Origin of the sequence: Mesorhizobium sp. M0045 (assembly GCF_040323385.1) — a bacterium.
GTDB lineage: Bacteria > Pseudomonadota > Alphaproteobacteria > Rhizobiales > Rhizobiaceae > Mesorhizobium.
Genome location: NZ_JAMYUY010000007.1, coordinates 135,099 through 161,591 on the forward strand (window position 1 = coordinate 135,099; position 26,493 = coordinate 161,591).

Here is a 26,493-nt window from a genome sequence, read left to right on the forward strand (position 1 = left end):
GCGGTGATGACGGGGCCGGTCAGTCGGGTTCCTGTCCACCCTCGGCTCCTCCGCTAACGCTTTCTTTTGGCGCTGTGGCTCCTCCCACCGCCATTCTCTTCAATCTTACATAGGCGCCGGGACGGGTGGACTTGTCGGTTCCACGCAACAGCGGAACCATCATTTGCCGCGGCTGGCCGTCCGGCTCATAGCCGGCCGCTTTGAGCTGCTCCAAAATGACCGGACGCGGATCGTCGCGGTCAAGCCAGACGAGTACGGCCGGCTCCTGCATCAGCATTTCGAAATTAGGCACTTCCTGGTCAAGTGCGACCAGTTTTTCGTCGACCAGCCGCAGGTTTCCGACCCATGCACCATCAGATATTGCGGTTTTGACCGGTCCGTCCGCAGTCAGTTGGCGATAGAGGGCGGGGTAATCCACGCGGATCATCCGCGACAGACCACTGGTCCCGTTTATCTGGACGTACCAGGTGGCGGGCGCGAGGAGCACGGCGATGATCGCTCCAGCCGCGATTACCAGGAGCTGCGCATTCCTGCCGTGCGGTGCCAGCCGTTCCATAGTGGCGACGATGGCCAGCGGCAACATGAACAGGACAGGTAGCAGCCAGCGGTCCTTGACCACTGTCACGCCGGTGGCCAGTACAAGTATTGCAAGCATGGCCAAGCCGAGCGCCAAGGCACGCCGCAACAGAATTTCCCGAGCCGGACCTTTCGGGTGCCACTCGGAGAAACGAAACCCGGCCAGCCCGAAAGCCAGCGCGGAAACGAGCACCGGCAAGACCGCGAAATTGAAGGTTCCCATGATAAACTTGCCGGCACCGACAAAAGCCGCCGCCATGCGCCCTCGGTGCGAGTCTATTCCGAACTTCTCGCCTCTCGACAATAAATCGGCGGGATGCATGAGGCTCCAATAGGTGGTTGGCGCCAGCACCAATATCGCGACCGCTATGCTGATGGCGAACTTCGGATCGAGGATTACGCTGCGCCATTCGCGCAGCGACAGCACTGCCGCAACAAGGGCCACCACGAGAAAGACATCATTATATTTGGCAAGAATTGCAGCCGCCGTGGCCAAGCCAAACGCCGCATAGGCGCCCATGCTTCGCCGCTCGAGAAGATAGGCCATGGCAAGCAGGAGCAGCGAGCAGAAGGCGACGACGGCGACGGAATGCGACAAGGCGCGCTGCGATTCCCAGACGATCTGCGGGATCGTAAACAGACCGAACATGGCCGCCGCCGCTGTCGCTTTGGTGTAGCCGAACCGCCGCATGGCGGCGAACACGCTGCAGGCGGCGAGGAACAGCACGGAGTATTTGACGAGCTTCAGCGTGAAGATACTGGTGCCGAAAACATGCGCGGCCAGCCAGTTGATCCAGGTGTAGAGGGGTGGTTGCGAGCCGCCATATCCAGCCCAGAGATACGGTATATAGATCAGCTGCTCCGCATCATCGATGCCGACGCCGGTTCCCGCCCAAGAGCTCAATAGGGACAGTATGATGGTCTGCAAGGCGAAGTAAGCCGCGACCGTGACGATCGCCGCCGGGAACGGGCCGATCCGTCCCTCGGCCAGCCACTCGGCCCATCTCAGATTGTACTTCAATGAAATCTCATCGCCCTTGCCAGCAGAGTGTTGCCGGCTGCGCTAGCATGAAGAGCATGCTCCGCACAATGCGACCGGCTGGCTGCGCCTACGTCCTCATCCTTTCGCCGCTCGGATCGAACGGCGGTTCGACATTGATGCGTGCGGGACGCCGGTGGCCAAGGATTTCGATCTCGAACAGGCCGGCGCTCTCGTTCTCGGCAAGCGCTGCCGGTACATAGCCTTGCGCCATCGACTTCTCGACATAATGCGCATAGCCGCCGGAGGTGATCCAGCCGACCACGCGCCAGTCGCCGTCGACAATGCCGCGCACGGCAGACGCGCCTTCGGCGGCGTTCGAGCCGCGCACTTCCTTGCCGCCCGCGTCGAAGCGCGGTGCACCGTAGCCATGCGGCTTTTCCACGGTGCCGTAATCCTTGCCGCCGACTTTGGCCCAGATCGGCTCGTCGCCCATGACGTCGGCATCCGCGGCATCGACGATGAAGGAAACGCGGCGCAGCTTCGGCCCTGCCGCCTGTTCCCTGGCTGCCGCCTCCCGGCCGATGAAATCGTTCTTCTCCAGCTTGATGAAGCGGTCCATCGAGCCTTCGAATGGTCCGTAGATCGGACGTAGCTCGCGGAACCAGGTCGGGAAGTTCTTCTCAAGGCGCATCGAGAGCAAAGCCCGCATGCCGAAATCGATAAGGCCAAACTCTTCGCCAGCCTCCTTGATCGCCTTGTAGACCAGGCGCTGGTAGGCGGGCGCCATCCAGATCTCATAGCCGAGGTCGCCGGTGTAGGTGATGCGGTTGACCATGCAGGGCGCGCCGCCGACCGCCATCTCGCGGAAATCCATGAAGCGGAAGGCCTTGGTCGAGATGTCGACATCGACCAGTTTCTGCAGCAGGTCACGCGATTTCGGCCCGGCGATGGAGAGGCCGACCAGCGTCTGGTCGAAGCGGTGGATGCGCACCTCTGACGCCCTTGGGCCATCCTTCGGCAGATGCTTCTCGAACCAGCGCATGTGGTATTTCTGCGCTGCCGAAGAACCCCAGATCATGAAGCGTTCTTCGCCCGCCTTGGCGATGGTGAAGTCGCCGATCAGCCGGCCGAACTCGTTCAGCATCGGCGTCAGCACGATGCGGCCGGTCTTCGGCATGCGATTGGTCATCAGCCGGTTGAGGAAGTCCTCGGCCCCTGGTCCGGAGACTTCGTATTTGGCAAAGTTGGCGATCTCGGTGACGCCGACCTTCTCGCGGGTGGCGCGCACCTCCTCGCCGATCGGGCCGAAATCATTGGAGCGGTGGAAGGACACGACGTCCTTCGCCTCCGAGCCTTTCGGCGCGAACCAGAGCGGGGTTTCGAGACCCCAGCTGTCGCCCATGACGGCGTTATTGGCGAGCATGGTGTCGTAAAGCGGGGTCGTCTGCGCCGGTCTTGCCGCCGGCAATTCCTCGTTGGGAAAGCGGATGGAGAAACGGCGCGAATAGTTTTCGCGCACCTTTGCGTTGGTGTAGCGCAGCGTTGCCCATTCGCCGAAGCGGGCCACGTCCATGCCCCAGACGTCGAAGCCGGGGTCGCCATGGACCATCCAGTTCGACAGCGCCAGGCCGACGCCGCCGCCCTGGCTGAAGCCGGCCATGACGGCGCAGGCGCACCAGAAATTGGTCAGGCCCTGCACCGGACCGACCAGCGGGTTGCCGTCCAGCGCGAAGGTGAAGGGACCATTGATGATCTGCTTGATGCCGGCCTTCTCGATGCCGGGGAAATGCTTGAAGCCGATCTCAAGCGACGGCGCGATGCGGTCGATGTCGGGCTGCAGCAGCTCGTGGCCGAAATCCCACGGCGTGTTGACCGGCGACCACGGCTTGCAGGCCTTTTCATAGGTACCGAGCAGGATGCCGTTGCGCTCCTGGCGGGTATAGATCTCGCCCTTGAAATCGAGCACGCCGATCATCTCGCGGCCGGTCGACTTGTTGAATTCCTCGACCTCCGGCATCGGCTCGGTCAGGAGATACATGTGCTCCATGGCCAGCACCGGCAGTTCGACGCCGACCATGCGACCGATCTCACGCGCCCACAGGCCGCCGCAGTTGACGACATGCTCGGCTTTGACCGTGCCTTGCTCGGTGACGACGTTCCAGGTGCCGTCGACCTCCTGCGTCAGTTCGACGACGCGGTTGCGCAGCACGATCTCGGCGCCCAGCTTCCTGGCGGCCTTGGCATAGGCGTGGGTGGTGCCGGAAGGATCGAGGTGGCCCTCGACCGGATCCCACATGGCGCCGACGAAATTCGTCTCGTCCATCAGCGGGAACATCGCCTTCGCCTCGGACGGCGTGATCAGTTCTGTGTCCATGCCGAGATAGCGGCCCTTGGCGTGGGCGAGCCGCAGGAAGTCCATGCGCTCGGGCGTATCGGCCATCATCACGCCGCCGGTCAGGTGCAGCGAGCAGGATTGGCCGGAAATCTCCTCGATCTCCTTGTAAAGCTGCACCGTATAGGCCTGCAGCTTGGCGACGTTGGGATCGCCGTTCAGCGTATGGAAGCCGCCCGCCGCATGCCAGGACGAGCCGGAGGTGAGCTCCGAACGCTCGATCAGCAGGATGTCGGTCCAGCCAGCTTTGGCCAGATGATAGAGCACCGAGCAGCCAACGACCCCGCCGCCGATGACAACCGATTTTGCATGAGATTTCATTAAGATAATTCCGTTTTTGAAGAGATTGAATCGAGTGAGCGGGGCGCGAAAACAAAGCGGAGGTCGAATACGGCGATGTTTTCGGCCAGCCTGCCATCAAGACGGAGTGGGGGTCGACTACTCATCAGATGATCAGAAATCGGTCGGCGCGCCGCCTTCGGCCCGGCGCTTGTCGACGAAAGCGTTGAGCTCCTCGCGGATTGCCGGGTCCATATAAGGCTCTTCATAGGACGCCAGCCGTTCCTTCCACACGCGATTGGCCTTTTCGAGTGCGGTCGGCGATCCGGCCTCAACCCAACTCTCGAAATTGCGCCAGTCGGAAATGATTGGCGCGTAAAACGCGGTCTTGTAGCGGTCCTGCGTGTGCTGGGTGCCGAAGAAATGGCCGCCGGGGCCGACCGACTGGATGGCGTCGAAACCCAGCGCTTCCTCGGAAAGATCGAGCGGCGTCAGGAACTCGGCGACCATCTGCAACAGGTCTATATCGAGGATGGTCTTTTCGTAGGAACAGCGCAGGCCGCCTTCGAGCCAGCCGGCCGCATGCATCATCAGATTGCCGCCACCCTGAATGGCGCCCCACAGCGAGAACACGCTTTCATAGGCGGCTTGCGCGTCGACCGTGTTAGCGGCGCAGGTGTTGGAGGTGCGGTAGGGGATGTTGTAGCGGCGGGCGAGCTGCCCGCCGACCAGCTGCGCCTTCATATATTCCGGCGTGCCGAAGGCCGGCGCGCCGGACTTCATATCGACATTCGAGGTGAAGCCGCCGTAGCCGACAGGCGCGCCCTTGCGCACCATCTGCGCAAAGGCGATGCCGGACAGCGCCTCGGCATTCTGTTGCACCAGCGCGCCGGCAATCGTCACCGGCGCCATGGCGCCGGACAGGGTGAAGGGCGTCACGATGACCACCTGGCCCTTGCTCGACATCTGGATGATACCTTCCATCATCGGCACGTCGAGCTTGAGCGGCGAATTGGTGTTGATGATGGTGAATACCGACGGCTCTGCGAGCAACTGCTCATGGCTGATGCCGCGCGCGATCCTGGTGATCTCGATGCCGTCGACGTTGCGCTCCTTACCGAGCGAATAGATGTGGAACATCTTGTCGGTCAGCGTGGCGAGGTCACGGATGCATTCGAGGTGGCGCACGGACGGATGGATGTCGATCGGCTCGACCGGGTACCCGCCCGTGCAGTTCAATATGTTGTGCATCTGCGCAAGCTTGAGGAAGTTGCGGTAGTCCTGCTGGTTGCCTGGCCGGCGGCCGCGGTCGACGTCTGAGCAATTGGGTGCCGACGCCATCATCGAGATGATCAGATTATCGCCACCAAAGCGCACATTGTGCGCCGGGTTGCGGGCGTGGATGGTGAATTCCGGCGGGCAGTGCGCTACCAGTTCCAGGATCATGTCGCTGTCGAAGCGCACCCGCTCGCTGCCTTCGCGGACATCGGCGCCATGCGCCTTCATGATGCGCCGGGCTTCGTCATGCAGCACGTCGACGCCGATTTCCCGCAGCACGCGCAGAGAGGCGAGGTGAATTGATTCCAGCTCGTCGTCGGAAACCAGCCGGGTCGGCGTCAGCGGGTTCTTCAACTGCCGAAACGGCGGCTGCTCAAACGTCGTCGATCCGCCGGCACGCTTCCCCGCGCGGCCGCCGCGACGGGCGCGGTCGTTTGCCAGTGCCGGTTCGGCGGGCTGAAGGGCGGCGGTCATAAGAGTCCTCGTACGCTGCGGCAATGCGGCGGCATAATGGACCGCCGGCCGTCCGGCCATTGCGGAGGCGGCGACCACTAGGGCGAGGGAAGCGACATGCCCTGGGGGCAGCCGGCTGGATCGCCAGCCTCTTGATCGCGTTCCGGCTGGCGCAAGCGGTTTTCCTTGCCGGTGCTTACCGCGACGGAACCGAAACGCTAATCCTGCATCATGGACCGGGCGGTACAAAGCAGCGGCGAAATAGGGCAATGGGCGGCGATCACCGGCGTGATCGCCACCGTCTCGGTGTTCGCCATCGCGCAAGGGCTGAGCTATCCGCTGTTGAGCTTCATCCTGCAGCGCCAGGGTGTCTCGCCGGCCATAATCGGCCTGTCGGCGGCAATGACGCCGATCGGCTTCATCGTCTCGTCGCCGCTGGTTCCGGCGCTGGCGCGGCGTTTCGGGGCAGGGCGCACCGCGCTTACTTGCGCGGCACTTTCCGCGCTGGTGCTGGCGCTGATCGGCTGGACCCAAAACGTCTATCTGTGGTTTCCGCTGCGCTTTTTGATCGGCGCCGTCACCAACCCGCTCTACGTGCTGAGCGAAGTCTGGGTGATCGCACTGGCGCCGCCGGCACGCCGCGGCCGCGTCATGGGCATCTATTCGACCATCATTTCGGCGGGCTTTGCGGCGGGGCCGCTGTGCCTGCTTGCGGTCGGCACCGTGGGATGGCCGCCGTTTCTGGTCGGCATCGGCGCATTCCTGTTTTGCGGCGCCTGCCTCGCCTCGGTGCTGGCACGGCTGCCCAAGGTCGACGAGAGCGGGCACCGGGTTTCGGTGCTGGGGTTCGTGCCGCAGGCGTGGCTGCTGTTGTCGGCGGTGATTGTGGCCGCCGGTTTCGAACAGGCGGTGCTCGCCTTGCTGCCGGTCTACGGAACACATTATGGCATTGCGGAAGCGCACATGTCGGCGCTGCTGTCAGTGATGATCGCCGGCAATATCGCTATGCAGGTGCCGCTCGGCCTGTTGGCGGAACGACTGACGGCGCGGCTGGTGCGGTTCATCTGTGTTTCGATGACGGTGCTGGGATGCGCGCTGCTGCCGGTTCTCATCGAGACGCCGCTGATCTGGCCGTGCGTCTTCGTCTGGGGTGCGGTTTCGTACGGTATCTACACGATGTCGATCATCGAGCTCGGCGAGCGGTTCACCGGCTCGGCACTGGTCGCCGGCAATGCCGCCTTCTCTTTGATGTGGGGCATCGGCGGCATCGCCGTGCCGCCGCTGGCGGGCAGCGCCATGGATGTTGTTGGCGCCGGCGGCCTGCCAATGACGCTCGGTGCCATTTGCCTGGCGCTGGCAGTTGTAACGGTCATTCGAAGACGGATGGCGTGAATGCCAGAAAGCCGCCGTTTCTGACGAACGACTTGAATATAAGCGGCCCCATGTCGATCTTGGCTATGCCGCCGCCCGACTCAACCGGAGACCTCATGACCAAATCGAATACCAAGGGCCAGCCGGGTTCGGCGGCCGAAGACCCGTTTCTCTGGCTGGAGGACAGGAGGGGCAAGCAGGCGCTCGACTGGGTGCATCGCCAAAATGCGATCACGGTCGGGGAGCTGCAGGGTGATCCGTCCTATCAGACGTCGTTCCAGACGGCGCTCGACCTGATGACGGCCGAGGATAACATCGCCGTCGGGGCCGCTATCAACGGCTATGTCTATAATTTCTGGCAGGACCGAACGAACGTACTCGGCCTCTGGCGGCGCACCACGGTCGCGTCCTACAAGACCGACAAGCCGGAATGGCAGACGATCATCGACTTCGACAGCCTGGCGGCGAAAGAGGGAGTGAAATGGGTGTTCAGCGGCGCCAGCCGACTTTATCCCGACTTCAGCCGCTGCCTGCTCAGCCTGTCGCCGGATGGCGGCGATGCCAGCGAGATGCGCGAATTCGATATCGAAAGCAGGTCCTTCGTCGATGGCGGCTTTCGTGCTCCTGCCTCGAAGTCGAGCTTTAGCTGGCTGGACGAGGACACGGTTATCGTTTCCGCCGCCTTCGAGGAGGACGACAAGACCCAGTCCGGTTATCCGCGCGTGGTCAAGCTTTGGCGGCGCGGCACGCCACTGAACGAGGCGATGCCGATCTTTGAGGCGCTGAAGCAGGATCTTGCCGCCGGCGGGTCCGTCGAATTCGACGGCGACAAGCGTCATGTCTTCCTCGCCCGGACCATCGACTTCTTCGCCTCGCACAGTTTCCTGCGGCTGCCATCGGGCGAAAACAGGCGCATCCCGCTGCCGGACGACGTCACCGATACAGCGGTGTTCAAGGGCCAGCTTGTCTTCGGCGTGCGTACGCCATGGACGGCGCCGGACGGCACGCTATGCAAGCCCGACGGGCTCTATTCACTCGATTTCGAGCGCTGGATCGAAACCGGGCTATTCGGATCCCTCGATACCGTGCTCGAGCCGGCGCATCGTGTCTCGATCGCCGGTATTGCCCGCACGCAGGACCGGCTGTTCATCAATTTGATGGACAATGTGCGCGGCAAGGTCGTCGCCGGCAAGCGCAGCGACAGCGGCTGGGAGTTCAAGCCCGTGGCTTTGCCCGAAAACGGCAATGTCGGCATCAGCCATGCCGAGCATTTCGGTTCCAGCGTCTCCTTCTCCTTCACCGATTTCCTGACGCCGAGCTCGATCATCTGGTCGGACGACAACGCCGCGGGCCTCGCAACGGTGAAGTCGCAGCCGGCGCGTTTCGATGCGTCGTCGCTGGTCTCCGAACAGTTCGAAGCGCGCTCGAAGGATGGCACGATGATCCCGTACTTCGTCGTCAGGAGGCGCGACTTGCATGGACCCGTGCCGACATTGCTTTACGGCTATGGCGGCTTCGAAGTGCCGCTGCTGCCCGGCTATGCCGGCGTGCGCGGCAGGCTGTGGCTGGAGAAGGGCAATGCCTATGTGCAGGCCAACATACGCGGCGGCGGCGAGTTCGGCCCGAACTGGCATCAGGCGGCGCTCAAGGCCAATCGCCAGAATGCCTTCGACGACTTCGCCGCGGTCGCGCAAGATCTGGTGAAGCGCGGCATCGCTACGCCCGCCACGCTGGGCATCCAAGGCGGATCGAATGGTGGCTTGCTGACCGGCGTCTCGCTGACCCAGCACCCGGAATTGTTCGGTGCCGTGATCATCGAGGTGCCGCTGCTCGATATGCTGCGCTACACCGAACTGCCGCCCGGCGCGTCGTGGATGGCCGAGTATGGCGATCCGGCGAAGCCGGAAGAGGCAGCCTGGCTCGCCGCCTATTCGCCGTACCAGCATGTAGACACGGACGCAGCCTATCCGCCGGTGTTGCTGACGACCTCGACCGCCGACGATCGCGTCCATCCCGGGCACGCGCGCAAGATGGCGGCACGGCTGCAGGCGGCCGGCCACGGCAAGACGCTGTTCTTCGAGGAGACCGAGGGCGGCCATGGCGGACGCGGCGATCGGCGGCCGCAAGCAGCCCAGGCGGCGATGAAATATGTCTTCCTGCAGCGGGCCCTAACTGGCACCAATTGACTGGCACCAATTGACCGGCGTCGCTTGACCGGCACGGCTTGAACTGAGGGCTCGAGGCAGCCTAAGGTACATGCATGGCTCGGCTGGCGAAATCGGGTTGCGCATTTGGGGTCGCGGTGACGCCGTCGCCGCGCACGCTTCGCGCCGAGCTGTTGCGGCTGTGCGCCCGCATCGGCTATTCGCCGCCCGCTGTCCTCTGACGAATCCGCCCCGGCGCAAAAGCTGCCGGATTGGTTCAAGAGGAAAGATCAGACATGACCTACCAGAATTATTCGCTGAAGCAGCTTCAGCAGATCGATGCCGCGCATCACCTTCATCCGTTCACCGACCACAAAGAGATGCGCGAGACCGGCTCGCGGATCATCACTCGCGCCAACGGGCCGTTCATCTACGATTCCGAAGGGACGGAAATCCTCGACGGCATGGCAGGGCTGTGGTGCGTCAATGTCGGCTATGGCCGCGACGAGCTGGCCGACGCCGCCTACGCCCAGATGAAGGAATTGCCCTACTACAACTCCTTCTTCAAATGCTCGACGCCGACGCCGGTTCTGCTGTCGAAAAAGCTGGCGGAGATCGCGCCAAGGCACATCAACCAGGTGTTCTACGGCTCGTCCGGTTCGGAGGCCAACGACACGGCGCTGCGCCTGGTCCGTCACTATTGGGTGCTGGAAGGCAAACCGGAGAAGAACCGCATCATCTCGCGCAAGATGGGCTATCACGGCTCGACCATCGCCGGCGCCTCGCTCGGCGGCATGGATTTGATGCACAAGCAGCTCGGCGGCGCCGTGCCCAACATCGTCCATGTAATGATGCCCTATGCCTATGAGCTCGCACTGCCCGGCGAAAGCGACCATGATTTCGGCCTGCGCGCGGCAAAAGCGGTCGAGGACGCGATCCTCGAAGCTGGCGCCGACAAGGTGGCCGCCTTCATCGGCGAACCGGTGATGGGGGCAGGCGGGGTGAAGATCCCGCCGATGAGCTATTGGCCGGAAGTGCAGCGCATCTGCCGCAAATACGACGTCCTGCTGATGCTGGACGAGGTCATCACCGGCTACGGCCGCACCGGCGAGTGGTTCGCGGCACAAGCCTTCGATGTCGAGCCCGACACCATCACCACGGCCAAGGCGCTGACCTCTGGCTATCAGCCGCTGTCGGCGCTGCTGGTCGGCGACCGCATCGCGGCGACGCTGGTCGAAAAGGGCGGTGAATTCTATCACGGCTACACCTATGCCGGGCACCCGGTGGCCTGCGCGGTGGCGCTGAAGAACCTCGAGATCATCGAGCGCGAGGGGCTGGTCGAGCGCGTCAGGAACGACACCGGGCCTTACTTCGCCAGGGCTTTGCAGGAACGTCTCGGCGAGCACGATCTGGTCGGCGAGGTGCGCTCGTTCGGGCTGATGGGAGCGATCGAGATCGTCAAGGACAAGGCAACCAAGGAACGCTTCCTGCCGGCCGGCAACGCGGCGGTGACCGTTCGCGACCACGCAATTGCCCAGGGCATGATGCTGCGCGCCACCGGCGACACGATGATCCTGTCGCCGCCGCTGATCTGGACGCGCGAGACGATCGACATGGCCTGCGATCGTATCGCAAAGGCGCTCGATCTGGCCGAAGCAGATCTGCGCAAGCGGTGAACGACCGCCGGGCGCTCCATGTCGGACGCCCGGCGATCGACCGAGCGCTTGCCGGGCGAGGAAGCGAGACGCAAAAACCGCGCTCCATCGGAACGCGGCTTTGCCAGATACGCACGGCGCTTCGCCAACAATACACTTGCGAAACTAAAGGCGAAACTTACGGGCTCCGGTACGCGAGACCTGATCCGGAGCGCCGGGCGGATGTCCGCCTCGCAATCCGTTTTAAACGCATATCGTTACTGCAGGGTTAGCAAGAGCTTAAGCAAACCTAAATTTGCCGACTTTCCGCTTTGGGCAGATCGAAAACCTGTGAACTTGGAGCTTACGCGGGGTTACCACGGAGGAAATTAATGATGCCGGAAAAATCGGCACCGGCATTCCCCTGTGCGTTGAACAGCGCATAGAGCTGAGCTGCCTCGGCGCCGAGCGGCGTTGCTGCACCGACGCTCTGTGCGGCCTCCTGCGACAGTTTCAGGTCCTTCAGCATCAGTGCCGCCGCGAAGCCAGGCTTATAGCCATTGTTGGCGGGCGATGTCGGCACCGGGCCGGGCACCGGGCAATAGGTGGTCAGCGACCAGCACTGGCCGGACGAGGTCGAGGCGACGTCGAACAGCGCCTGGTGCGACAGGCCGAGCTTTTCCGCCAGCACGAAGGCCTCGGCAACACCGATCATCGAAATGCCCAAAATCATGTTGTTGCAGATCTTCGCCGCCTGTCCGGCGCCGTCGTCGCCGCAATGAACTATGCGGCCGGCCATCGGCTTGAGGATTGGTTCGGCCTTGGCGAAGGCATCCTTCGAACCGCCGGCCATGAAGGTCAGCGTGCCGGCCGCCGCACCGCCCGTGCCGCCGGAGACTGGCGCGTCGATCGACAGCAACCCGTGCTTGGCGGCGATGGTATGGGCCTTTCGAGCCGACTCGACATCGATGGTCGAGGAATCGATGAACAGCGCGCCTTTTTTTGCCTTGGACACTATGTCTGCGTAAACCGACAGAACATGCTTACCGGCTGGCAGCATGGTGATGACCGCATCGGCGTCTTTCACCGCTGCAACGGCGTTGGCCATGATGACGACGCCGTGTTCCCTGGCGATGACGAGGTTCTCCGGCACCAGGTCGAAGCCGTGCACGGCATACCCGGCCTTGACCAGGTTGGCGGCCATCGGATTGCCCATATTGCCGAGGCCGATGAAGGCGATGGTGGTCATGATGGCGCTCCGTGGGTGGGGTGGTGAATAGTGAATAGTGAATAGTGAATAGTGAATAGTCATCAGGGATCATGGGTTAGTCATGTTCTATATGATTTGTTCACCATTCACCATTCACCACTCACTACTCACTACTCACTAAATTCTCTACCGTCCAATCAGCGCGCGAGCGATGATGACGCGCATGATCTCGTTGGTGCCTTCGAGAATCTGGTGGACACGCAGGTCGCGCACCAGCTTCTCGATGCCGTAATCGTGCAGATAACCATAGCCGCCGTGCAGCTGCAGGGCGTCGTTGGCGACATTGAAGCCGGTGTCGGTGACGAAGCGCTTCGCCATCGCCGACCATTTTGAGGCATCCGGCGTGTTGCGGTCGAGCTTCGAGGCGGCGGTGTAGAGGAAGACGCGCGCTACCTGCAATTCGGTCTCCATGTCCGCAAGCTTGAACTGCAGCGCCTGGAACTGGTTGATCTTCGAGCCGAAAGCCTTGCGCTCGGCCGTGTAAGCGAGCGCCTTGTCGAGTGCCGATTGCGCGCCCCCGAGCGAGCAGGCGGCGATGTTCAACCGGCCGCCGTCAAGCCCGGCCATGGCGATGCCGAAGCCGGCGCCTTCTGCAGACAGAAGATTTTCCGCCGGCACCTTGCAGTCCTCGAAGACGACCTGGCGCGTCGACTGCATGTGCCAGCCCATCTTGTGCTCGTTGGCGCCGAAAGAAAGGCCCGGCGCATCGTTCGGCACGACGAAGGTGGAAATGCCTTTCGGCCCGTCGGCGCCGGTGCGCGCCATGACGACATAGAGGTCGCTGTCGCCGGCACCGGAGATAAACTGCTTGGCGCCGTTCAGCACATAGTCGCCGCCGCTCTTTGTCGCGCGCGTCTTCAGCGCCGCCGCATCCGAGCCCGATCCGGGCTCGGTCAGGCAATAGCTTGCCAGCCATTCCATTGAGGTCAGCTTCGGCAGGAAGCGCCGGCGCTGTTCGTCGCTGCCGAAGCGGTCGATCATCGATGCCGCCATATTGTGGATAGAGATGAAGGCGGAAAACGCCGGATCGGCCCGCGAAAGCGCCTCGAAGATCAGCACGGCGTCGAGTCGGCCGAGCCCCGAGCCGCCGACATCCTCGCGGACATATATGCCTCCAAGGCCGAGCGGGCCCGTCTCGCGGATCACGTCGGCGGGGAAATACTTGTTGCGATCCCAGTCGAGTGCGTTCGGCGCCACACGGTCGGCGGCGAAGGCCTCGGCCATCTCCTGGATGGCGCGCTGGTCCTCGTTGAGTTCGAACTGGCTGGTGCCAGCATCGACAGCGGCGTCCATGGCGTGCTCCCTGACGTTTCCGGCCTGCTGGCCTGTCGTTTTTGGCTTTGCGCGCCGTTCAATCTAGACCAATGATGCCGCCGCGCAACCCGACCCGTCTGCGCAGCCGCTGTGCGCGAATGCGCTTTGGAGCAAAGTGTGACGACAACATTCGACGAACTGCTTGGATGCTTCCATGCCTATCTCCAGACGTTCGACGATGCGCTGGTGCGCGACGCCGTGGCCCGGATCGGCTGGGACATGCCAAGCCGGCCGCTCGAACCGCATGCACTGCCTTGTCTCGTCCAGCTCGACCGTATCGTCGAACTCGCTCCCGTTGCGGCCAAGCCGCTGGCGCGGCTGGTTGCGGTGCGTCGCGGCGATCTGCGCTGGGGCCAGACCTATGGCGAAGCGGATTTCGGCAAGGTTTTCATCGACAATTACGGCTGGCTGGAGGTGTTCGGTACGCGCGGCTATTTCGTCAATGAAGAGGTCGCGGCCGGCCTGCTGATCCTTGGACCCGACATCGTCTACCCCGATCACCACCATGTCGCGGAGGAGATCTACATCCCGCTGACCGGCGGCACCGAATGGCGCATGGGCGATGGCGGTTTTCGCCTTCGAGCGCCGGGCGAGGTGATCCACCATGCCTCTGACGTCAGCCACGCCATGCGCACCGGCAAGGAGCCGCTGCTGGCGCTCTATCTCTGGCGCGGCGGGCCACTGGCAGCCAAGTCGACGATCACCGCAACCGTTGCGCAGGGCAGGGACTGATATGGCCAAGGCGATCATGCTGCAGGGCACGGGTTCCGATGTCGGCAAGACGGTGCTCGTCGCCGGCCTCTGCCGCGCGGCGAAGAAGCGCGGCTTGAAAGTTCGGCCGTTCAAGCCGCAGAACATGTCGAACAACGCCGCTGTCGCCGATATCCCAGGCGCTTCAGGCGGCGGTGAAATCGGCCGCGCCCAATGGCTGCAGGCGATCGCCTGCGGCGTGCCGCCGACCATCCACATGAACCCGGTGCTCCTCAAGCCGCAGACCGATGTCGGCGCCCAAGTCGTGGTGCAGGGCAAGGTGTTCGGCGAGGCGCGGGCGCGCGACTATCAGGCGCTGAAGGGCCGGCTGATGGATGCGGTGCTGGACTCCTGGGCGACGGTCGGCGAGGGCGCGGACCTGGTCATTGTCGAGGGCGCGGGATCGCCGGCCGAGATCAACCTCAGGAGCCGCGACATTGCCAATATGGGCTTTGCGACGCGCGCCGGCGTGCCGGTGATCCTGGTCGGCGATATCGATCGCGGCGGCGTCATCGCCTCGGTCGCCGGCACCCACCTGATCCTGCCGGACGAGGACCGGCGCATGATCGTCGGCTATCTCATCAACAAGTTCCGCGGCGATGTCTCGCTGTTCGACGATGGCATCGAGGCGATCGAAAAATTCACCGGCTGGCGCTGCTTTGGCGTGGTGCCGTGGCTGAAGGCGGCGGCGCGGCTGCCGTCGGAAGACTCCGTCGTGCTCGAACGGTTGGCGTCCGGTGAGAAGCGCGCGCTGAAGATCGCCGTGCCGGTGCTCTCGCGCATCGCCAATTTCGACGATCTCGACCCGCTCAAGGCCGAACCGCAGGTCGAGGTGGTGTTCGTGCCGCCTGGCCAGCGCCTGCCGCAGGATGCAGGGCTGGTGGTCATTCCCGGCTCGAAGTCGACGATCGGCGATCTCCTGAAATTCCGCGAGAACGGCTGGGACCGCGACCTTGCCGCGCACAGGAAACGCGGTGGCCATATCGTGGGCATCTGCGGCGGCTTCCAGATGCTCGGCCATGTCGTGCGCGATCCCGATGGTATCGAGGGCAGCGTTACCGAGACGCAAGGCCTCGGGCTGCTCGACGTCGAAACGGTGATGGAGCCGGAAAAGACGGTGCGCAATGTCAGCGCGCGCTCGGTGCCGTTCGATCTGCCGCTCGAGGGCTACGAAATCCATCTCGGCCGCACCACCGGTCCGGACACGCTGCGGCCGTCCGCCGTTATCAACGGCATCGATGACGGCGCTATCTCGGCCGACGGCAAGGTGCTGGGCACCTATATGCACGGGCTGTTTTCCGCCGATTCCTTCCGGGCGAAATTCCTCGAAAGCCTCGGCGTCAAGGGCGGCGGCATCGACTACCGCGCCGAGGTCGAACGGGCACTGGACGAGATCGCCGCCGAGCTGGAAACCCACCTCGACTGCGACGCCATCTTTGGGCTGGCGCGTTAGCTGGCGGGCTCGTCAGCCTTCGGCCAGTAGGTGCCGAACGACCAGACATTGCCTTCCGGATCGCGGCAGATGAATTCGCGGCTGCCATAGTCGCGGTCGGTGAGTTCTTCCAGAATCTGGGCGCCAGCGGTCTTTGCCCGCGCGTATGCCGCATCTGCGTCAGCGACCGCAACGTAGATCGACTTGCCACCGCCCGAACCGGGCGCGCCGACCATCTTGCCATAGGCATCGTCGCGGGCCGTGCCGAGCATGATGATCGAGCAGCCGAAAGCGAGTTCGGCATGGTGCACCACGTCGCCTTCGCCATAGCGGGCGCGAACGCTAAAGCCGAAGGCCTCGCACAGCCAATCGATCATCCTGCCGGCATTCCTGTAGCGCAGCGCCGGATAAAACCGCGGTGGCTCGGTGATGTTCGGCATGACTGATCTCCTTCAGCGGGTTGGTCGATCAACCCAGTCTGGGCGAAGGCTGGTTGCGCGTCTTGAAGAAATGTTACCTCGCGGCGACAGTGGTCGGCGTGACGCCTGCGAGGTCGCGGAACTCGCGCACCAGATGCGCCTGGTCGGCATAGCCGCAGTCGGCGGCGATGTCGGCCCAATCACTGTTGGCCTGTCTCGACAGGCCAAGCGCATGGTTGAAACGGACGATGCGCGACAGCGTTTTTGGGCCGGTGCCGACTGCGTCCGAAAATTTTCCGGCAAGATGCTTGCGGCTCCAGCCAAGCTTTTCGGCCAGCGTCGAGATGCGGGTCCGCCCACGCGTCGAGACGATCTTCTCATGGGCCCAGACCATTTCGGCCTGAGTGCGGTCTGCGGTTGCCAACCGATCGCCGACGAAGGCCTCGGCGATGGCAAAGCGTGAGCTCCAATCCGGCGCATTGCCAAGCCTTTCGCGAAGCGCGATGCCTTCGACGCCGAGCACGTCATCCAGGCCGACCATGCGGTCGGTCAGTTCGCTCATCGGGCGGCCGAAGAAGCGACGAGCGCCGAGCGGAGTGAAATTGATCTGCACACAGCAGGCGCCGCCGAAGGATTCGATCACCACCGGCCCGGCATAAAGGCCGGCGGCAAAACTGGCGAAGCGGTCATTGTCGCTGGGGTTCCTGCCGAGCCCGATGGCAAAGGGTTCGGCAAAGCTGATGACCAGCGGCACGGTCAGCGAGGCATATTCGATCGCGCGGAAATGGCCTGGCATGGTTTCGCGAAAGCCGCACATGTCAGTGACGGCGCCCTGAAGCCGATGGCTCGGCGCGCGCCGCACCATCTCGAACCGATCGAGCTCCGGGCCGTCGTGGCGGCTGCCGTCTTCGCTGGTGGGCATTGTGCTTTCCCTGGTCCAGGAATTCTAACAGACCATCCTGCAGAATCAAAAGCGCCCGGCTTTTGGCCGGGCGCCCCGAGTTGCCTGAGATTGCGAGTTGCCTGAGATTCCGAATTGTCTGGACGTGTTAAGCGCCGCGCATCAGACAGCCGGCGGCCAGCACGATGTAGGCGATGACGACAATCCACACGGAAGCCAAAGGGATAAACGCAAGAACGCCAAGCGCGGCGAGAACGCCGATGATGGCGATGACAAGGGATATGATAAAAATAAGCTGGGTAGGTGCACTGAGATTCATGTCCGTCCCTCCTCAACATGATTCGTACAGCGGCATAGTATCAGTCGCACGGTCACACACCAATGAGCGCAGCGGCTTGCAGCTTTCCGGCGAGAAAACATGCGGCTCCAGCACGCGCATCCCCGTTTGCGCCAGGCCGATTCCGCGCTACCTTCCGAACGAATCGGAAGGGGCTGATGGCGATGGGATTGCTGGACCAGATACGCTCGATTTTCGACGGCGGCCCCGGCGTGCGCAAGGTGGCGGACGATCCGGTGCTGTCGGCGGAGCTACTGATGCTGTTCCGCATGATACTGGCCGATGGGTCGGTCAGCGAAAGCGAAATGACCGCCTTCAGGCGTATCTGCAGGGACGCCTTCGGCATTCCCGAAACCAGCGTCGACAGCGTCATCGAATACCTCAACGAATTCGGCTACGAGACCAACGGCTCGCAGGCCATCGCGCAGTTCCGCGACCTCGATGTCGAACGGCGCAAGCTGCTCGCCCGCCATATGGCCGAGATCGCCAAGGCCGATTCGCAACTTGCCGGGAGTGAGATGCAGCTGCTACGCCGCACCCTCGACCTGCTTGAAATCAGCCCTGCCGATGTGGTGAAGCCGCAAGGCTAACGGTCGCCGCTCACCCCTGTTCCTGCAGCCTTTTCGCGATTGCCCGGTGCAAATCTGGAGCGGCGGCGACCAACGCCTTGGCCGCTGCGGATTGCGGGTGGTCGAGCACTTCGCTTGTCCTGCCGCGCTCGACGATCTTGCCGTCATGCATGACCATCACTTCGTCGGTGATGGCGCGGGCGACGGTCAGATCATGGGTGATGAACAGATAGGCGATACCAAGCTTCTGGTTGAGCTCCGCGAACAAATCGAGGATCTGGGCGCGGATCGAGACGTCGAGCGCCGAGACCGGCTCATCGGCGACGACCAGCTTCGGCCGGGTGATGATGGCGCGGGCGATCGACAGGCGCTGACGCTGGCCGCCCGAAAACTCGTGCGGATATTTGTCCATGTCGCCTGGCGAGAGGCCGACCTCGTGTAGCGCATGCGCCACCATCTCGCGCCGTGCGGCGGGCGCCGGCTTCTTCTCCAGCACATGCAGCGGCTCGGCCACCAATCTTTCGACCTTCTGGCGTGGGTCGAACGAACCATACGGGTCCTGGAACACGACCTGCATGTTGCGCCGTGCCGGCTTCAGCTCCGCCTCGCTCTTGCCGGTGAGGGTATCGCCGCGGAAGCGGATCGCTCCCGATGTCGGCCCGTCCAGCGCCAGGACCATGCGGGCGAGCGTCGACTTGCCGCAGCCGGAACGGCCGACGAGCGCCACCGACTGGCCGGGCGCCATCGCAAAGGAGACATCGTCGACGGCGCGGATTGGAGCCGCGCGTTTCAACAGGGAGGTGCGCCGTCCCGGATAATCCCGCGTTACGTTCTCTACCTGAAGCAGCGGTTTGGCCGATCCGCTGTCATGTGTGCGGGCCCGCGCCGGCACATGCATGGAGGCCTGCGCCAGCTGTCGCGTGTAGGGATGAAGTTGTTCGGACAGCGTGCGCGCGGTATCGCCGGCCTCCATCACCTCGCCATGGCGCAGGATGATGATGCGGTCCGCCATCTCGGTCACCACTGCGAGGTCGTGCGAGATCAGCAGAAGACCCATGCGGTTTTCCGCTACGAGGTCGCGCAGCAGGTCGAGAATCTGCGCCTGCAGCACCACGTCGAGCGCGGTCGTCGGCTCGTCGGCGATCAGCAGCTTGGGCTTCAGCGCACAGGCGATGGCGATGACGACGCGCTGGCGCTGGCCGCCGGAGAGTTCGTGCGGATAACGCGAGAGCGGGAATTGTGCTGCCGGCAGGCCGACCCGGTCCAGCATTTTTCGCGCCCGTTCCTCGGCGTCGGCGCGGCTCGCCCTGGTGTGCCAGCGAATACCCTCGGCGACCTGCTCGCCGATGGTTTTGACCGGATTGAGCGCCGTCATTGGCTCCTGGAACACCATGCCGATGTCGTCGCCGCGCAGCGCGCACATCTGGTCCTCGCTGGCGGCAAGGATGTCGATGCCGTCGAAGGTGATGCGTCCGCTGGTATGCGCTGCCCAGGGCAGAAGCTGCATGACGGTGAGCGCCGTCATCGACTTGCCGGAGCCGGATTCGCCGACCAGCCCCATCACTTCGCCCGGCGCGACGGAAAGTTCGATGTCTCTGAGGATACGGGTGCTGCCGATGGTCAGCGACAGCTTCTCGATTTCGAGCAGGCTCATCGCTGCCGCCGCGATTTCGGATCGAGAATGTCGGCAATGCCGTCGCCAAGCAGGTTCAGGCCAAGCACGGTGACGACGATCGCCATGCCCGGAAAGATCGCCATCCAGGGCGCCACCACCATGCGAGTCTGGGCGTCGAACAGCATGCGGCCCCAGCTCGGCATCGGCGGCTGGGTGCCCAGCCCGACATAGGAAAGCCCGGCTTCGGCCAATATGCCCAGCGCGAACTGGATGGTGCCTTGTACCAGCAGCAGCGTGGCGATGTTGGGCAGCACATGTTCGATGCTGATCAGCGTCCTGCTCTTGCCGGCGGCGCGGGCGGCGAGGATGAATTCGCGCGGCCAGATCGCCAGGGCGCCGGCCCGGGCGACGCGCGCGAACACCGGGATGTTGAAGATGCCAATGGCAATGATGGCGTTGAACGCGCCCGGCCCGAAGATGGCGGTGATCATAATTGCCGAAAGCAGCGCCGGAAAGGCGAAGACCAAATCGTTCAACCGCATCAGCACGTCGTCGGCGAAGCCGCCGCGCGCCGCGGCAAAGGCGCCGAGCGGTACGCCGACGCCCATGCCGATGCCGACCGCCACCAGCGCCACGGCAATCGAGTTGCGGGCGCCAACCATGATCATCGACAGGATGTCGCGACCGAAATGGTCGGTGCCGAACCAGTGCGCCAGCGACGGCGCCTGGGTCTTGTCGGAAATGACCAGATTGGTGACATCGTAAGGCGTCCAGAAGAAGGACAAGATCGCGACCGCCGCCACCAGTGCGGTGACGACGAAGCCGGCGAGGAACGAACGGTTTCGAAACGCCTTGGCCAGGATGCCGGCAAGGTTCTCGTCGGGGATGTCGATGTGCAGCGTCATTGCCGGCCTCTCAGGCGCGGATCGACCACCGCATAGGAGAGATCGACAACGAAATTGACGATGATGACCGCCGCGACCAGCAACATGACGACGCTCTCGACCACGATCAGGTCACGCTGATTGATCGCCTGGAACACCAGCCGGCCGAGGCCGGGCAAGTAGAAGACGTTCTCGATGATGATGGTGCCGGCAAGCAGGAAAGCGAATTGCAGGCCTAGAATGGTGACCACCGGGATCATGGCGTTGCGCAGCGCATGCCGCCACAAGACAAGGCGATAGGGCAGGCCCTTGGCGCGGGCGGTTCGGATGTAGTCCTCGTTCAGCACTTCGATCAGCGCCGAGCGGGTGACCCGGGCGAGGATCGCCGCCTGTGGCAGAGCGAGGGCGACCGCCGGCAGAAGCAGCGATTTCAGTGCCGGCCAGACGCCGGCGCTCCAGCCGGGAAAGCCGCCGCCCGGCACCAGCCGCAGCCAGACGGCGAACAGATAAATCAGCATGAGCGCAAACCAGAAATTGGGCACGGCGACGCCAAGCTGGGCGGCACCCATCGCGATCGTGTCGCCGGCCCGGCCGTGCCGGCTGGCGGAAAACAGTCCGACCGGAATGGCAATGATGGTGGACAGCGCCAGCGCCATCAGTGCCAGCGGCAGCGAGACGACGAGGCGCTCACGGACCAGATCGATGACCGGCACCGAATAGGTGTAGGAACGGCCGAAATCGAGGCTCAGCAAGCCGCCGGCCCAATGCAGATAGCGCAGCACGACGGGAGCGTTGAGACCCATCTGGTTGCGCAGCAATTCGATCTGGTCGGCGCTGGCGTTCAGGCCAAGCATCAGCCGCGCCGGGTCGCCGGGAATGATTTCCAGCACGGCAAAGACCACCATCGAGGCCAGAACCAGCGTGACGACGGCGATGGCGAGCCGCTTGAGGAGGTAGGCGGTCATGGACGTTGAGGAACCGCTGTGTTGGCGAACGCAGAAACCGGGCGAAGCTTGCGTTCCCGCCCACCCTCTGTGCCGGACATCTCCCCCTCAAGCGGGGAGATTGAGCCCTCTTCGCTAACCACTGGCGTTGCAAGGGCAGTGGCAGCGTGGAAACGGCCAGTCTCCCCGCTTGAGGGGGAGATGTCCGGCAGGACAGAGGGGGGTATGACGGAGTGCAACTTTCGCCCCTTCTGTCAGCGCCTCAATCCGTCCACTTCACCTTGGTCAGGTCGTTGGCCTGGATCGGGGCGTTTTCCCACAGGCCCTGCAGTTTGGCGTCCCAGACGCCGACCTTCGGCAATTCGTACAGGAAGCCGACCACGGCGTCATCTGCCAGGACCTTCTGCGCCTCGCCGAGCAGCGTCGTGCGCTTGGCCTCATCGGAGGTAAGGTTCAGCTCCTCGATGATCTTGTCGAAGGCCGGATTGTCGTAATTGAAGTAATAGTCCTTACGCGAATAGATATCGATGTCGTTGGGCTCGGTATGGGAAACGATGGTCAGGTCGTAATCCTTCTTGGTGAAGACCTGGTCCAGCCATTGCGCCCATTCAACCGGTATGATCTCGAGATCGACGCCGATTTCGCGAAGCTCGGAGGCGATGATCTCGCCACCGAGCCGCGCGTAGGAGGGCGGCGGCAGCTTGAGCGTCGCCTTGAAGCCATTCTCCAGGCCGGCTTCCTTCAGCAATTCCTTGGCCTTCTCCACATTGTGCGGATAGAGGCCGGTGAGGTCGACATAGGCCTTGCTGGCGGGCGACATGTGCGAGCCGATCGGCACGCCGAGGCCGGCCGAGGCGCCGTCGATGATCGCCTTGCGATCGAGCGCAAAGGAAATCGCCTGCCTGACCTGTAGCTTGTCGAACGGCGGCTTCTTGTTGTTGATCGACAGGATGGTTTCACCCTCGGTCGAGCCGATCACCACCTTGAAGCGTGGGTCGTCCTTGACCTGGGCGACGCTGTCGGGGTCGAAGAACGGAAAGGCCTGAACGTCGCCGGAAAGCAGCGCCGGAACGGCGGCGGCGGCATCCGGAATGATGCGGAACTCGGCCTTGTCGAGGAATACCGGGGCGCCCCAGTAATTGTCCGACTTGACCAGCGTGATCGATGAGCCCTTGGCCCAGTTCTGGAACTTGAATGGGCCGGTGCCAACAGGCTTTTCCTTGTTGGTGTCGGCTGTCTCAGGCGCCACGATAACCGCGTCGCCCCAGCCCATATTGTAGAGGAACGAGCCTTGCGGGTTCTTCAGCGTGACCTTTACCGTCGCGGGATCGACAACCTCGACCTTGTCGATGGCGGCAAACAGGCCCTTTTGCGCGTTGACGGAATTTTCGGCGCGGGCACGGTCGAGCGAGAATTTCACGTCGTCGGCGTTGAAGTCGGTGCCGTCATGGAATTTCACGCCGGTATGCAGCTTGAAAATGTAGACCTTGCCGTCGTCGGAAATGCTCCAGCTTTCCGCGAGATCGGGCAGCACCTCGCCGTTCGGGCCGATGCGGGTCAGGCCCTCGAAGACATTGGCATAGAGTACCTCGTCGATTGCCGCGGCGGCACCCGCGGTCGGGTCGAGATGCGGGGGTTCGAGCGTAATGCCGATGACAAGGTCGGTGCGCGCGGCCATCGCCGAGGTTCCGGCGCCCAACACCAGCGCCGCGGCGGCCAGAATGGTTTTCCACAATTTCATCGTGCAACTCCCCATGTCTAAAACACGTGCTCAAACCCGGCCGGATAGAAGCGTGAATTCGCCGCCGAGTAAATTGCGTTTCGTCCCGTCGGCGGTCGCCGGGAGGAATGTTTTTTCGCCCATGGCCGGATCATCGCGGGCCGGCGTCCCTCAGCAGAACGTCGAGGCCGATCGCCATCACCTTTGCCGAGTCCAGCATATCGGCAATGCCGACCCATTCATCGGGCCGGTGGGCGAGATCGAGGATGCCCGGGCCATAGGCGATGCAGTCATAGATGTGGCCGATACGGGCGATGTGCTTCTGGTCGTAAGTGCCGGGCGAAATCACGTAATCCGGTTCGCGGTCGAATATCTCCATGATGCCTTGCGCGACCGCCTTAACCACCGGCGCGTCGCGCTCGGTCATCAGCGGCAGCACCTCCATCAGATCGCGGATTTCGTAGTCGAACTTTTTGCGCTCGCGCTTCAGCCGTTCGAGGATATCGGTCACCTCGCTCTTGACCGTAGCGAGATCCTCTTCGAGCAGGAAGCGGCGGTCGATGGTCAGCCGGCAGGAATCGGGCACGTTGGGCGAGGGCAGGCCGGGCCGGAAATCCTCCGTCTGGCCGCCATGGACCGAGTTGATGTTCATGGTTGAGCGTTTTGCGCCTTCGGGCACGACCGGCATGCGCGTCATCTTGCGGTCGAGCGCCGGAAACAATTCGTCCTCGAAGGCGCGCAGCACGGCGCCCATATGGCGCACCGCATTGTCGCCGAGGAACGGCATCGAGCCGTGCGCGATCTCGCCCCTGGTCTCGATCTCCGCCCACCAGACGCCGCGATGGCCAAGGCAGATGCGATCCTTGTTGAGCGGCTCGGGAATGATGACGTGGTCGACCTTCGGCCTGGAGAAATAGCCGAGCTTGGCCAGATGCGCGACGCCGCCAAAGCCGCCGGACTCCTCGTCGACCGTGCCTGAAATCTCGATGGCGCCGGGAAAATCGGGAAAGACCTCCATGAAGGCTTCAGCGGCGATGATCGAGGCGGCAAGCCCGCCTTTCATGTCGCAAGCGCCGCGGCCATAGACCTTGCCATCCCTGACGATGCCGGCGAACGGATCGAGGCTCCAGCCGTCGCCGGGCTCGACGACGTCGATATGCGAATTGAAGTGCACGCAAGCACCCGGCGCCCGGCCATCGAAGCGGGCGACGACGTTGACGCGCGGGTAACGGTCAGTGTCGCCAGGCGTGCCCTCGGCACGGATGAATTCGGTCTCAAAACCACGCTTCTTCAGCCGCGCGCCGATATATTCGGCACATGGCCGATAGGCTTCGCCGGGCGGATTGATGGTCGGAAAGCGGATCAGATCCGCAGTCAGTGCAACCAGATCATCGGCTCGGTCATCGATAGCCTTGAGGAGCCGTTCGTTCGGTTCGTTCATTCGGCGAATTGAGCAGCGGATGAGGGGGTTTTGCAAGCCCGATGGCGAATTGCCAGGCGATTGCGTGTCGTTACGGCAACTATTGCGGGAAATCGTTCAAATTCGCTGCTTGGGATTGGTGAAATCGTCAGGGAGTAAGTGTTAGCTCGCTGGCTTGCCATCAAAACGCTGGAGAACAGCGTGAGGGCAGGCAGGCAAGGGGCATCAAAGGGGTTTGATTGCATGAAAAACACTGTTCTCATGGCAGCGGCATTAGTAGCGATGCTGTTCGGTTCGTCGTTCGAGAGCCGTGCGGCCAGCCTGGTCGCGAACATCGATATTTCCTCGCAGACGATGACGGTAAGATACGGGCTATCGTATTACCGGTGGAGCGTTTCCACCGCCCGCAAAGGCTACATCACGCCACGCGGCAGCTATCGTCCACAGCGGACGGCCCGGATGTGGTATTCGCGCAAATACGACATGTCGCCGATGCCCTATTCGGTGTTCTTCCGCGGCGGCTATGCCATCCACGGCACCGGCGCGATCCGGCAATTGGGGCGCCCGGCATCGCATGGCTGTGTGCGTCTTCACCCCAGCAACGCGGCCGCATTCTATTCGATGGTGCGCAAAGCCGGCTTCGGCAATACGCGGATCCTCGTGACGAATTAGGGTCTGCTCCTCGGCCCGCAACAAAAAACCCGCCGGAGCGGCGGGTTCGTCGGAGCCAAATAGCACCATAGCGAAATTTCTAGCATAGCTGCCGGCACAAAGCAAGAACAAAATAAGGCTTGTGCCCAAAAAAGATGGTGCGCTCAAGCGGCTTTGTGGGGCATTGTCGCCGGCCGACGCTTTTTGCGGCCGCTGATCTCCCAGCGCTTGTGGAACCACATCCACTGGCCGGGGTCTTCGCGCACCCAGCGCTCGACCACGTCGTTGAGAAGCTGGGTGGTGGCGGGGACGTCGACACTGCCGCCGACGGTGCGCGGCAAGGTGAGCTTGTCCTCGATCTCGAGCCGGAAACGATTGTTCGGCAAGCGCACGCAGCGCGCCGGGTAGACATCGCAATCGTAGTGCCGCGCCAGGGTGCCGAGGACCCGGTTGCTCTCGCAGGGGCGGCCGAAGAATGTCGTCTCGAGCCCGCCGGTGAATTTCTGGTCGACCAGCACGCCGATATTGCCGCCCTTCTCCAGGACGGCCGCAAGCGCGAACGAGGCACCGGTCGAAGACGGCAGCAGCGATCCCATGCTCGAGCGGCGGGTCGAGAGGATGTAGTCGGCGAGGTAAGGGTTGTTGGGCGGGCGAAACAGCGCCGTGATGTTCATGCCGAAAGTCGCCGCCGCCACCGGCAGCAGCTCGAAATTGCCGAGATGCCCGGTGAAGACGATATGCGGCTTGTCCTCGCTCGCGATGCGCACGAAATGCTCCACGCCCTTGACCTCGACACGGCCCGGCTTCGTCGCAGCGGGATCGTAGTCGAACAAAGCATCGAGAAAGATGTATTCGGCGGCCAGGCGGGCCATGTTGCCCCACATGTCGGAAGCGATCGCTTCGATCTCGGCATCGCTTTTTTCCGGATAGGCCTGGCGCAGATTGTCGACCGCAACCTGATGGCGCGCCACCCAAGGGCCGATGCGGCGGGCGGCGCGGTCGGCAAAATTGAGCGCGCTGTCGGGCGGCAGCAGGCGCAGCGCGGAGATGATGATCATCGCGACCCGCGCGACCAGCCAGTAGTTGAACTGGCGAAGCCGCCTGCCATAGCGGAATCCCAGGTCCCTGCGGATCTTCTTGAAGGCGTTGCCGATCATT

Annotated in this window: 22 protein-coding genes; 8 read left to right on the forward strand and 14 right to left on the reverse strand. The window is 63.2% G+C overall.

Annotated features, from left to right (window positions below; genetic code table 11):
- Positions 1–19: 19 nt before the first annotated feature.
- From NKJ72_RS14085 to NKJ72_RS14095, 3 genes are all read right to left on the reverse strand, one after another.
- Positions 20–1,597, reverse strand: coding sequence for an ArnT family glycosyltransferase (locus NKJ72_RS14085; protein ID WP_352477614.1), 1,578 nt, complete (start codon positions 1,595–1,597; stop codon positions 20–22).
- 88 nt (positions 1,598–1,685) lie between these two features.
- Complete coding sequence (locus NKJ72_RS14090) at positions 1,686–4,271, reverse strand: GcvT family protein (protein ID WP_352477615.1); 2,586 nt, start codon at positions 4,269–4,271, stop codon at positions 1,686–1,688.
- Between the two features lie 132 nt (positions 4,272–4,403).
- Positions 4,404–5,981: a trimethylamine methyltransferase family protein gene (locus NKJ72_RS14095; protein ID WP_352477616.1), complete on the reverse strand. Its 1,578-nt coding sequence runs from the start codon at positions 5,979–5,981 to the stop codon at positions 4,404–4,406.
- A gap of 210 nt (positions 5,982–6,191) precedes the next feature.
- Here NKJ72_RS14095 and NKJ72_RS14100 point away from each other — a divergent pair, with 210 nt between their 5' ends.
- The 4 genes from NKJ72_RS14100 to NKJ72_RS14115 all read left to right on the forward strand — a co-directional run bounded on the left by NKJ72_RS14100 (position 6,192) and on the right by NKJ72_RS14115 (position 11,151).
- On the forward strand, positions 6,192–7,352 hold the full coding sequence (locus NKJ72_RS14100; RefSeq protein ID WP_352477618.1) for an MFS transporter: 1,161 nt from the start codon (positions 6,192–6,194) through the stop codon (positions 7,350–7,352).
- Between the two features lie 95 nt (positions 7,353–7,447).
- Positions 7,448–9,517 (forward strand): prolyl oligopeptidase family serine peptidase, encoded by a 2,070-nt coding sequence (locus tag NKJ72_RS14105; RefSeq protein WP_352477619.1) that lies wholly within the window; start codon positions 7,448–7,450, stop codon positions 9,515–9,517.
- Between the two features lie 74 nt (positions 9,518–9,591).
- Positions 9,592–9,717, forward strand: a complete 126-nt coding sequence (locus tag NKJ72_RS14110) for a hypothetical protein (protein ID WP_031194280.1) — start codon at positions 9,592–9,594, stop codon at positions 9,715–9,717.
- A 54-nt stretch (positions 9,718–9,771) separates the two neighbouring features.
- Positions 9,772–11,151, forward strand: a complete 1,380-nt coding sequence (locus NKJ72_RS14115) for an aspartate aminotransferase family protein (protein ID WP_352477620.1) — start codon at positions 9,772–9,774, stop codon at positions 11,149–11,151.
- Between the two features lie 322 nt (positions 11,152–11,473).
- On the opposite strand, the gene mmsB is transcribed toward NKJ72_RS14115, so the two are convergent.
- Together mmsB and NKJ72_RS14125 are read right to left on the reverse strand one after the other, a co-directional pair.
- The gene (gene mmsB, locus NKJ72_RS14120; protein ID WP_352477621.1) at positions 11,474–12,358 is read right to left on the reverse strand and encodes a 3-hydroxyisobutyrate dehydrogenase; all 885 of its coding nucleotides are present in this window, start codon (positions 12,356–12,358) and stop codon (positions 11,474–11,476) included.
- Between the two features lie 147 nt (positions 12,359–12,505).
- A complete protein-coding gene (locus NKJ72_RS14125) occupies positions 12,506–13,672 on the reverse strand; it encodes an isobutyryl-CoA dehydrogenase (RefSeq protein WP_352477622.1) in 1,167 nt (388 codons plus the stop codon).
- Positions 13,673–13,810: 138 nt separating this feature from the next.
- Between NKJ72_RS14125 and NKJ72_RS14130 the strand changes: the two genes are divergently transcribed.
- Positions 13,811–14,425 carry a dimethylsulfonioproprionate lyase family protein gene (locus NKJ72_RS14130; protein WP_352477623.1) on the forward strand — a complete coding sequence of 205 codons (615 nt, stop codon included), beginning with the start codon at positions 13,811–13,813 and terminating at the stop codon, positions 14,423–14,425.
- Position 14,426: 1 nt separating this feature from the next.
- Complete coding sequence (locus NKJ72_RS14135) at positions 14,427–15,896, forward strand: cobyric acid synthase (RefSeq protein ID WP_352477624.1); 1,470 nt, start codon at positions 14,427–14,429, stop codon at positions 15,894–15,896.
- Here NKJ72_RS14135 and NKJ72_RS14140 read toward each other — a convergent pair.
- The 3 genes from NKJ72_RS14140 to NKJ72_RS14150 form a co-directional block, all read right to left on the reverse strand.
- Positions 15,893–16,315 carry a VOC family protein gene (locus tag NKJ72_RS14140; protein ID WP_352477625.1) on the reverse strand — a complete coding sequence of 141 codons (423 nt, stop codon included), beginning with the start codon at positions 16,313–16,315 and terminating at the stop codon, positions 15,893–15,895. The genes NKJ72_RS14135 and NKJ72_RS14140 overlap by 4 nt on opposite strands.
- Before the next feature lie 73 nt (positions 16,316–16,388).
- On the reverse strand, positions 16,389–17,216 hold the full coding sequence (locus tag NKJ72_RS14145; RefSeq protein WP_352477626.1) for a helix-turn-helix domain-containing protein: 828 nt from the start codon (positions 17,214–17,216) through the stop codon (positions 16,389–16,391).
- Positions 17,217–17,343: 127 nt separating this feature from the next.
- Entirely contained in the window at positions 17,344–17,514 is a 171-nt protein-coding gene (locus tag NKJ72_RS14150) for a hypothetical protein (RefSeq protein ID WP_254818195.1), read from the reverse strand.
- 176 nt (positions 17,515–17,690) lie between these two features.
- On the opposite strand from NKJ72_RS14150, the gene NKJ72_RS14155 reads away from it, so the two are divergent.
- Positions 17,691–18,122 carry a tellurite resistance TerB family protein gene (locus NKJ72_RS14155; protein ID WP_352477627.1) on the forward strand — a complete coding sequence of 144 codons (432 nt, stop codon included), beginning with the start codon at positions 17,691–17,693 and terminating at the stop codon, positions 18,120–18,122.
- 10 nt (positions 18,123–18,132) lie between these two features.
- Here the strand turns inward: NKJ72_RS14155 and NKJ72_RS14160 are convergent, their stop codons facing one another.
- The 5 genes from NKJ72_RS14160 to NKJ72_RS14180 form a co-directional block, all read right to left on the reverse strand.
- Positions 18,133–19,755: an ABC transporter ATP-binding protein gene (locus NKJ72_RS14160; RefSeq protein WP_352477628.1), complete on the reverse strand. Its 1,623-nt coding sequence runs from the start codon at positions 19,753–19,755 to the stop codon at positions 18,133–18,135.
- On the reverse strand, positions 19,752–20,621 hold the full coding sequence (locus tag NKJ72_RS14165; protein ID WP_352477629.1) for an ABC transporter permease: 870 nt from the start codon (positions 20,619–20,621) through the stop codon (positions 19,752–19,754). Before NKJ72_RS14165 ends, NKJ72_RS14160 begins: the two co-directional genes overlap by 4 nt.
- Entirely contained in the window at positions 20,618–21,565 is a 948-nt protein-coding gene (locus tag NKJ72_RS14170) for an ABC transporter permease (protein WP_352477630.1), read from the reverse strand. The genes NKJ72_RS14165 and NKJ72_RS14170 overlap by 4 nt, the downstream gene beginning before the upstream one ends.
- A 241-nt stretch (positions 21,566–21,806) precedes the next feature.
- Positions 21,807–23,285, reverse strand: coding sequence for an ABC transporter substrate-binding protein (locus NKJ72_RS14175; RefSeq protein ID WP_352477632.1), 1,479 nt, complete (start codon positions 23,283–23,285; stop codon positions 21,807–21,809).
- 130 nt (positions 23,286–23,415) lie between these two features.
- Positions 23,416–24,705: an acetylornithine deacetylase/succinyl-diaminopimelate desuccinylase family protein gene (locus NKJ72_RS14180; protein ID WP_352477633.1), complete on the reverse strand. Its 1,290-nt coding sequence runs from the start codon at positions 24,703–24,705 to the stop codon at positions 23,416–23,418.
- A 222-nt stretch (positions 24,706–24,927) separates the two neighbouring features.
- Between NKJ72_RS14180 and NKJ72_RS14185 the strand changes: the two genes are divergently transcribed.
- Positions 24,928–25,356, forward strand: coding sequence for a L,D-transpeptidase (locus NKJ72_RS14185; RefSeq protein ID WP_254818202.1), 429 nt, complete (start codon positions 24,928–24,930; stop codon positions 25,354–25,356).
- Between the two features lie 143 nt (positions 25,357–25,499).
- Here the strand turns inward: NKJ72_RS14185 and NKJ72_RS14190 are convergent, their stop codons facing one another.
- Complete coding sequence (locus NKJ72_RS14190; protein WP_352477634.1) at positions 25,500–26,492, reverse strand: lipid A biosynthesis lauroyl acyltransferase; 993 nt, start codon at positions 26,490–26,492, stop codon at positions 25,500–25,502.
- Position 26,493: the final 1 nt, after the last annotated feature.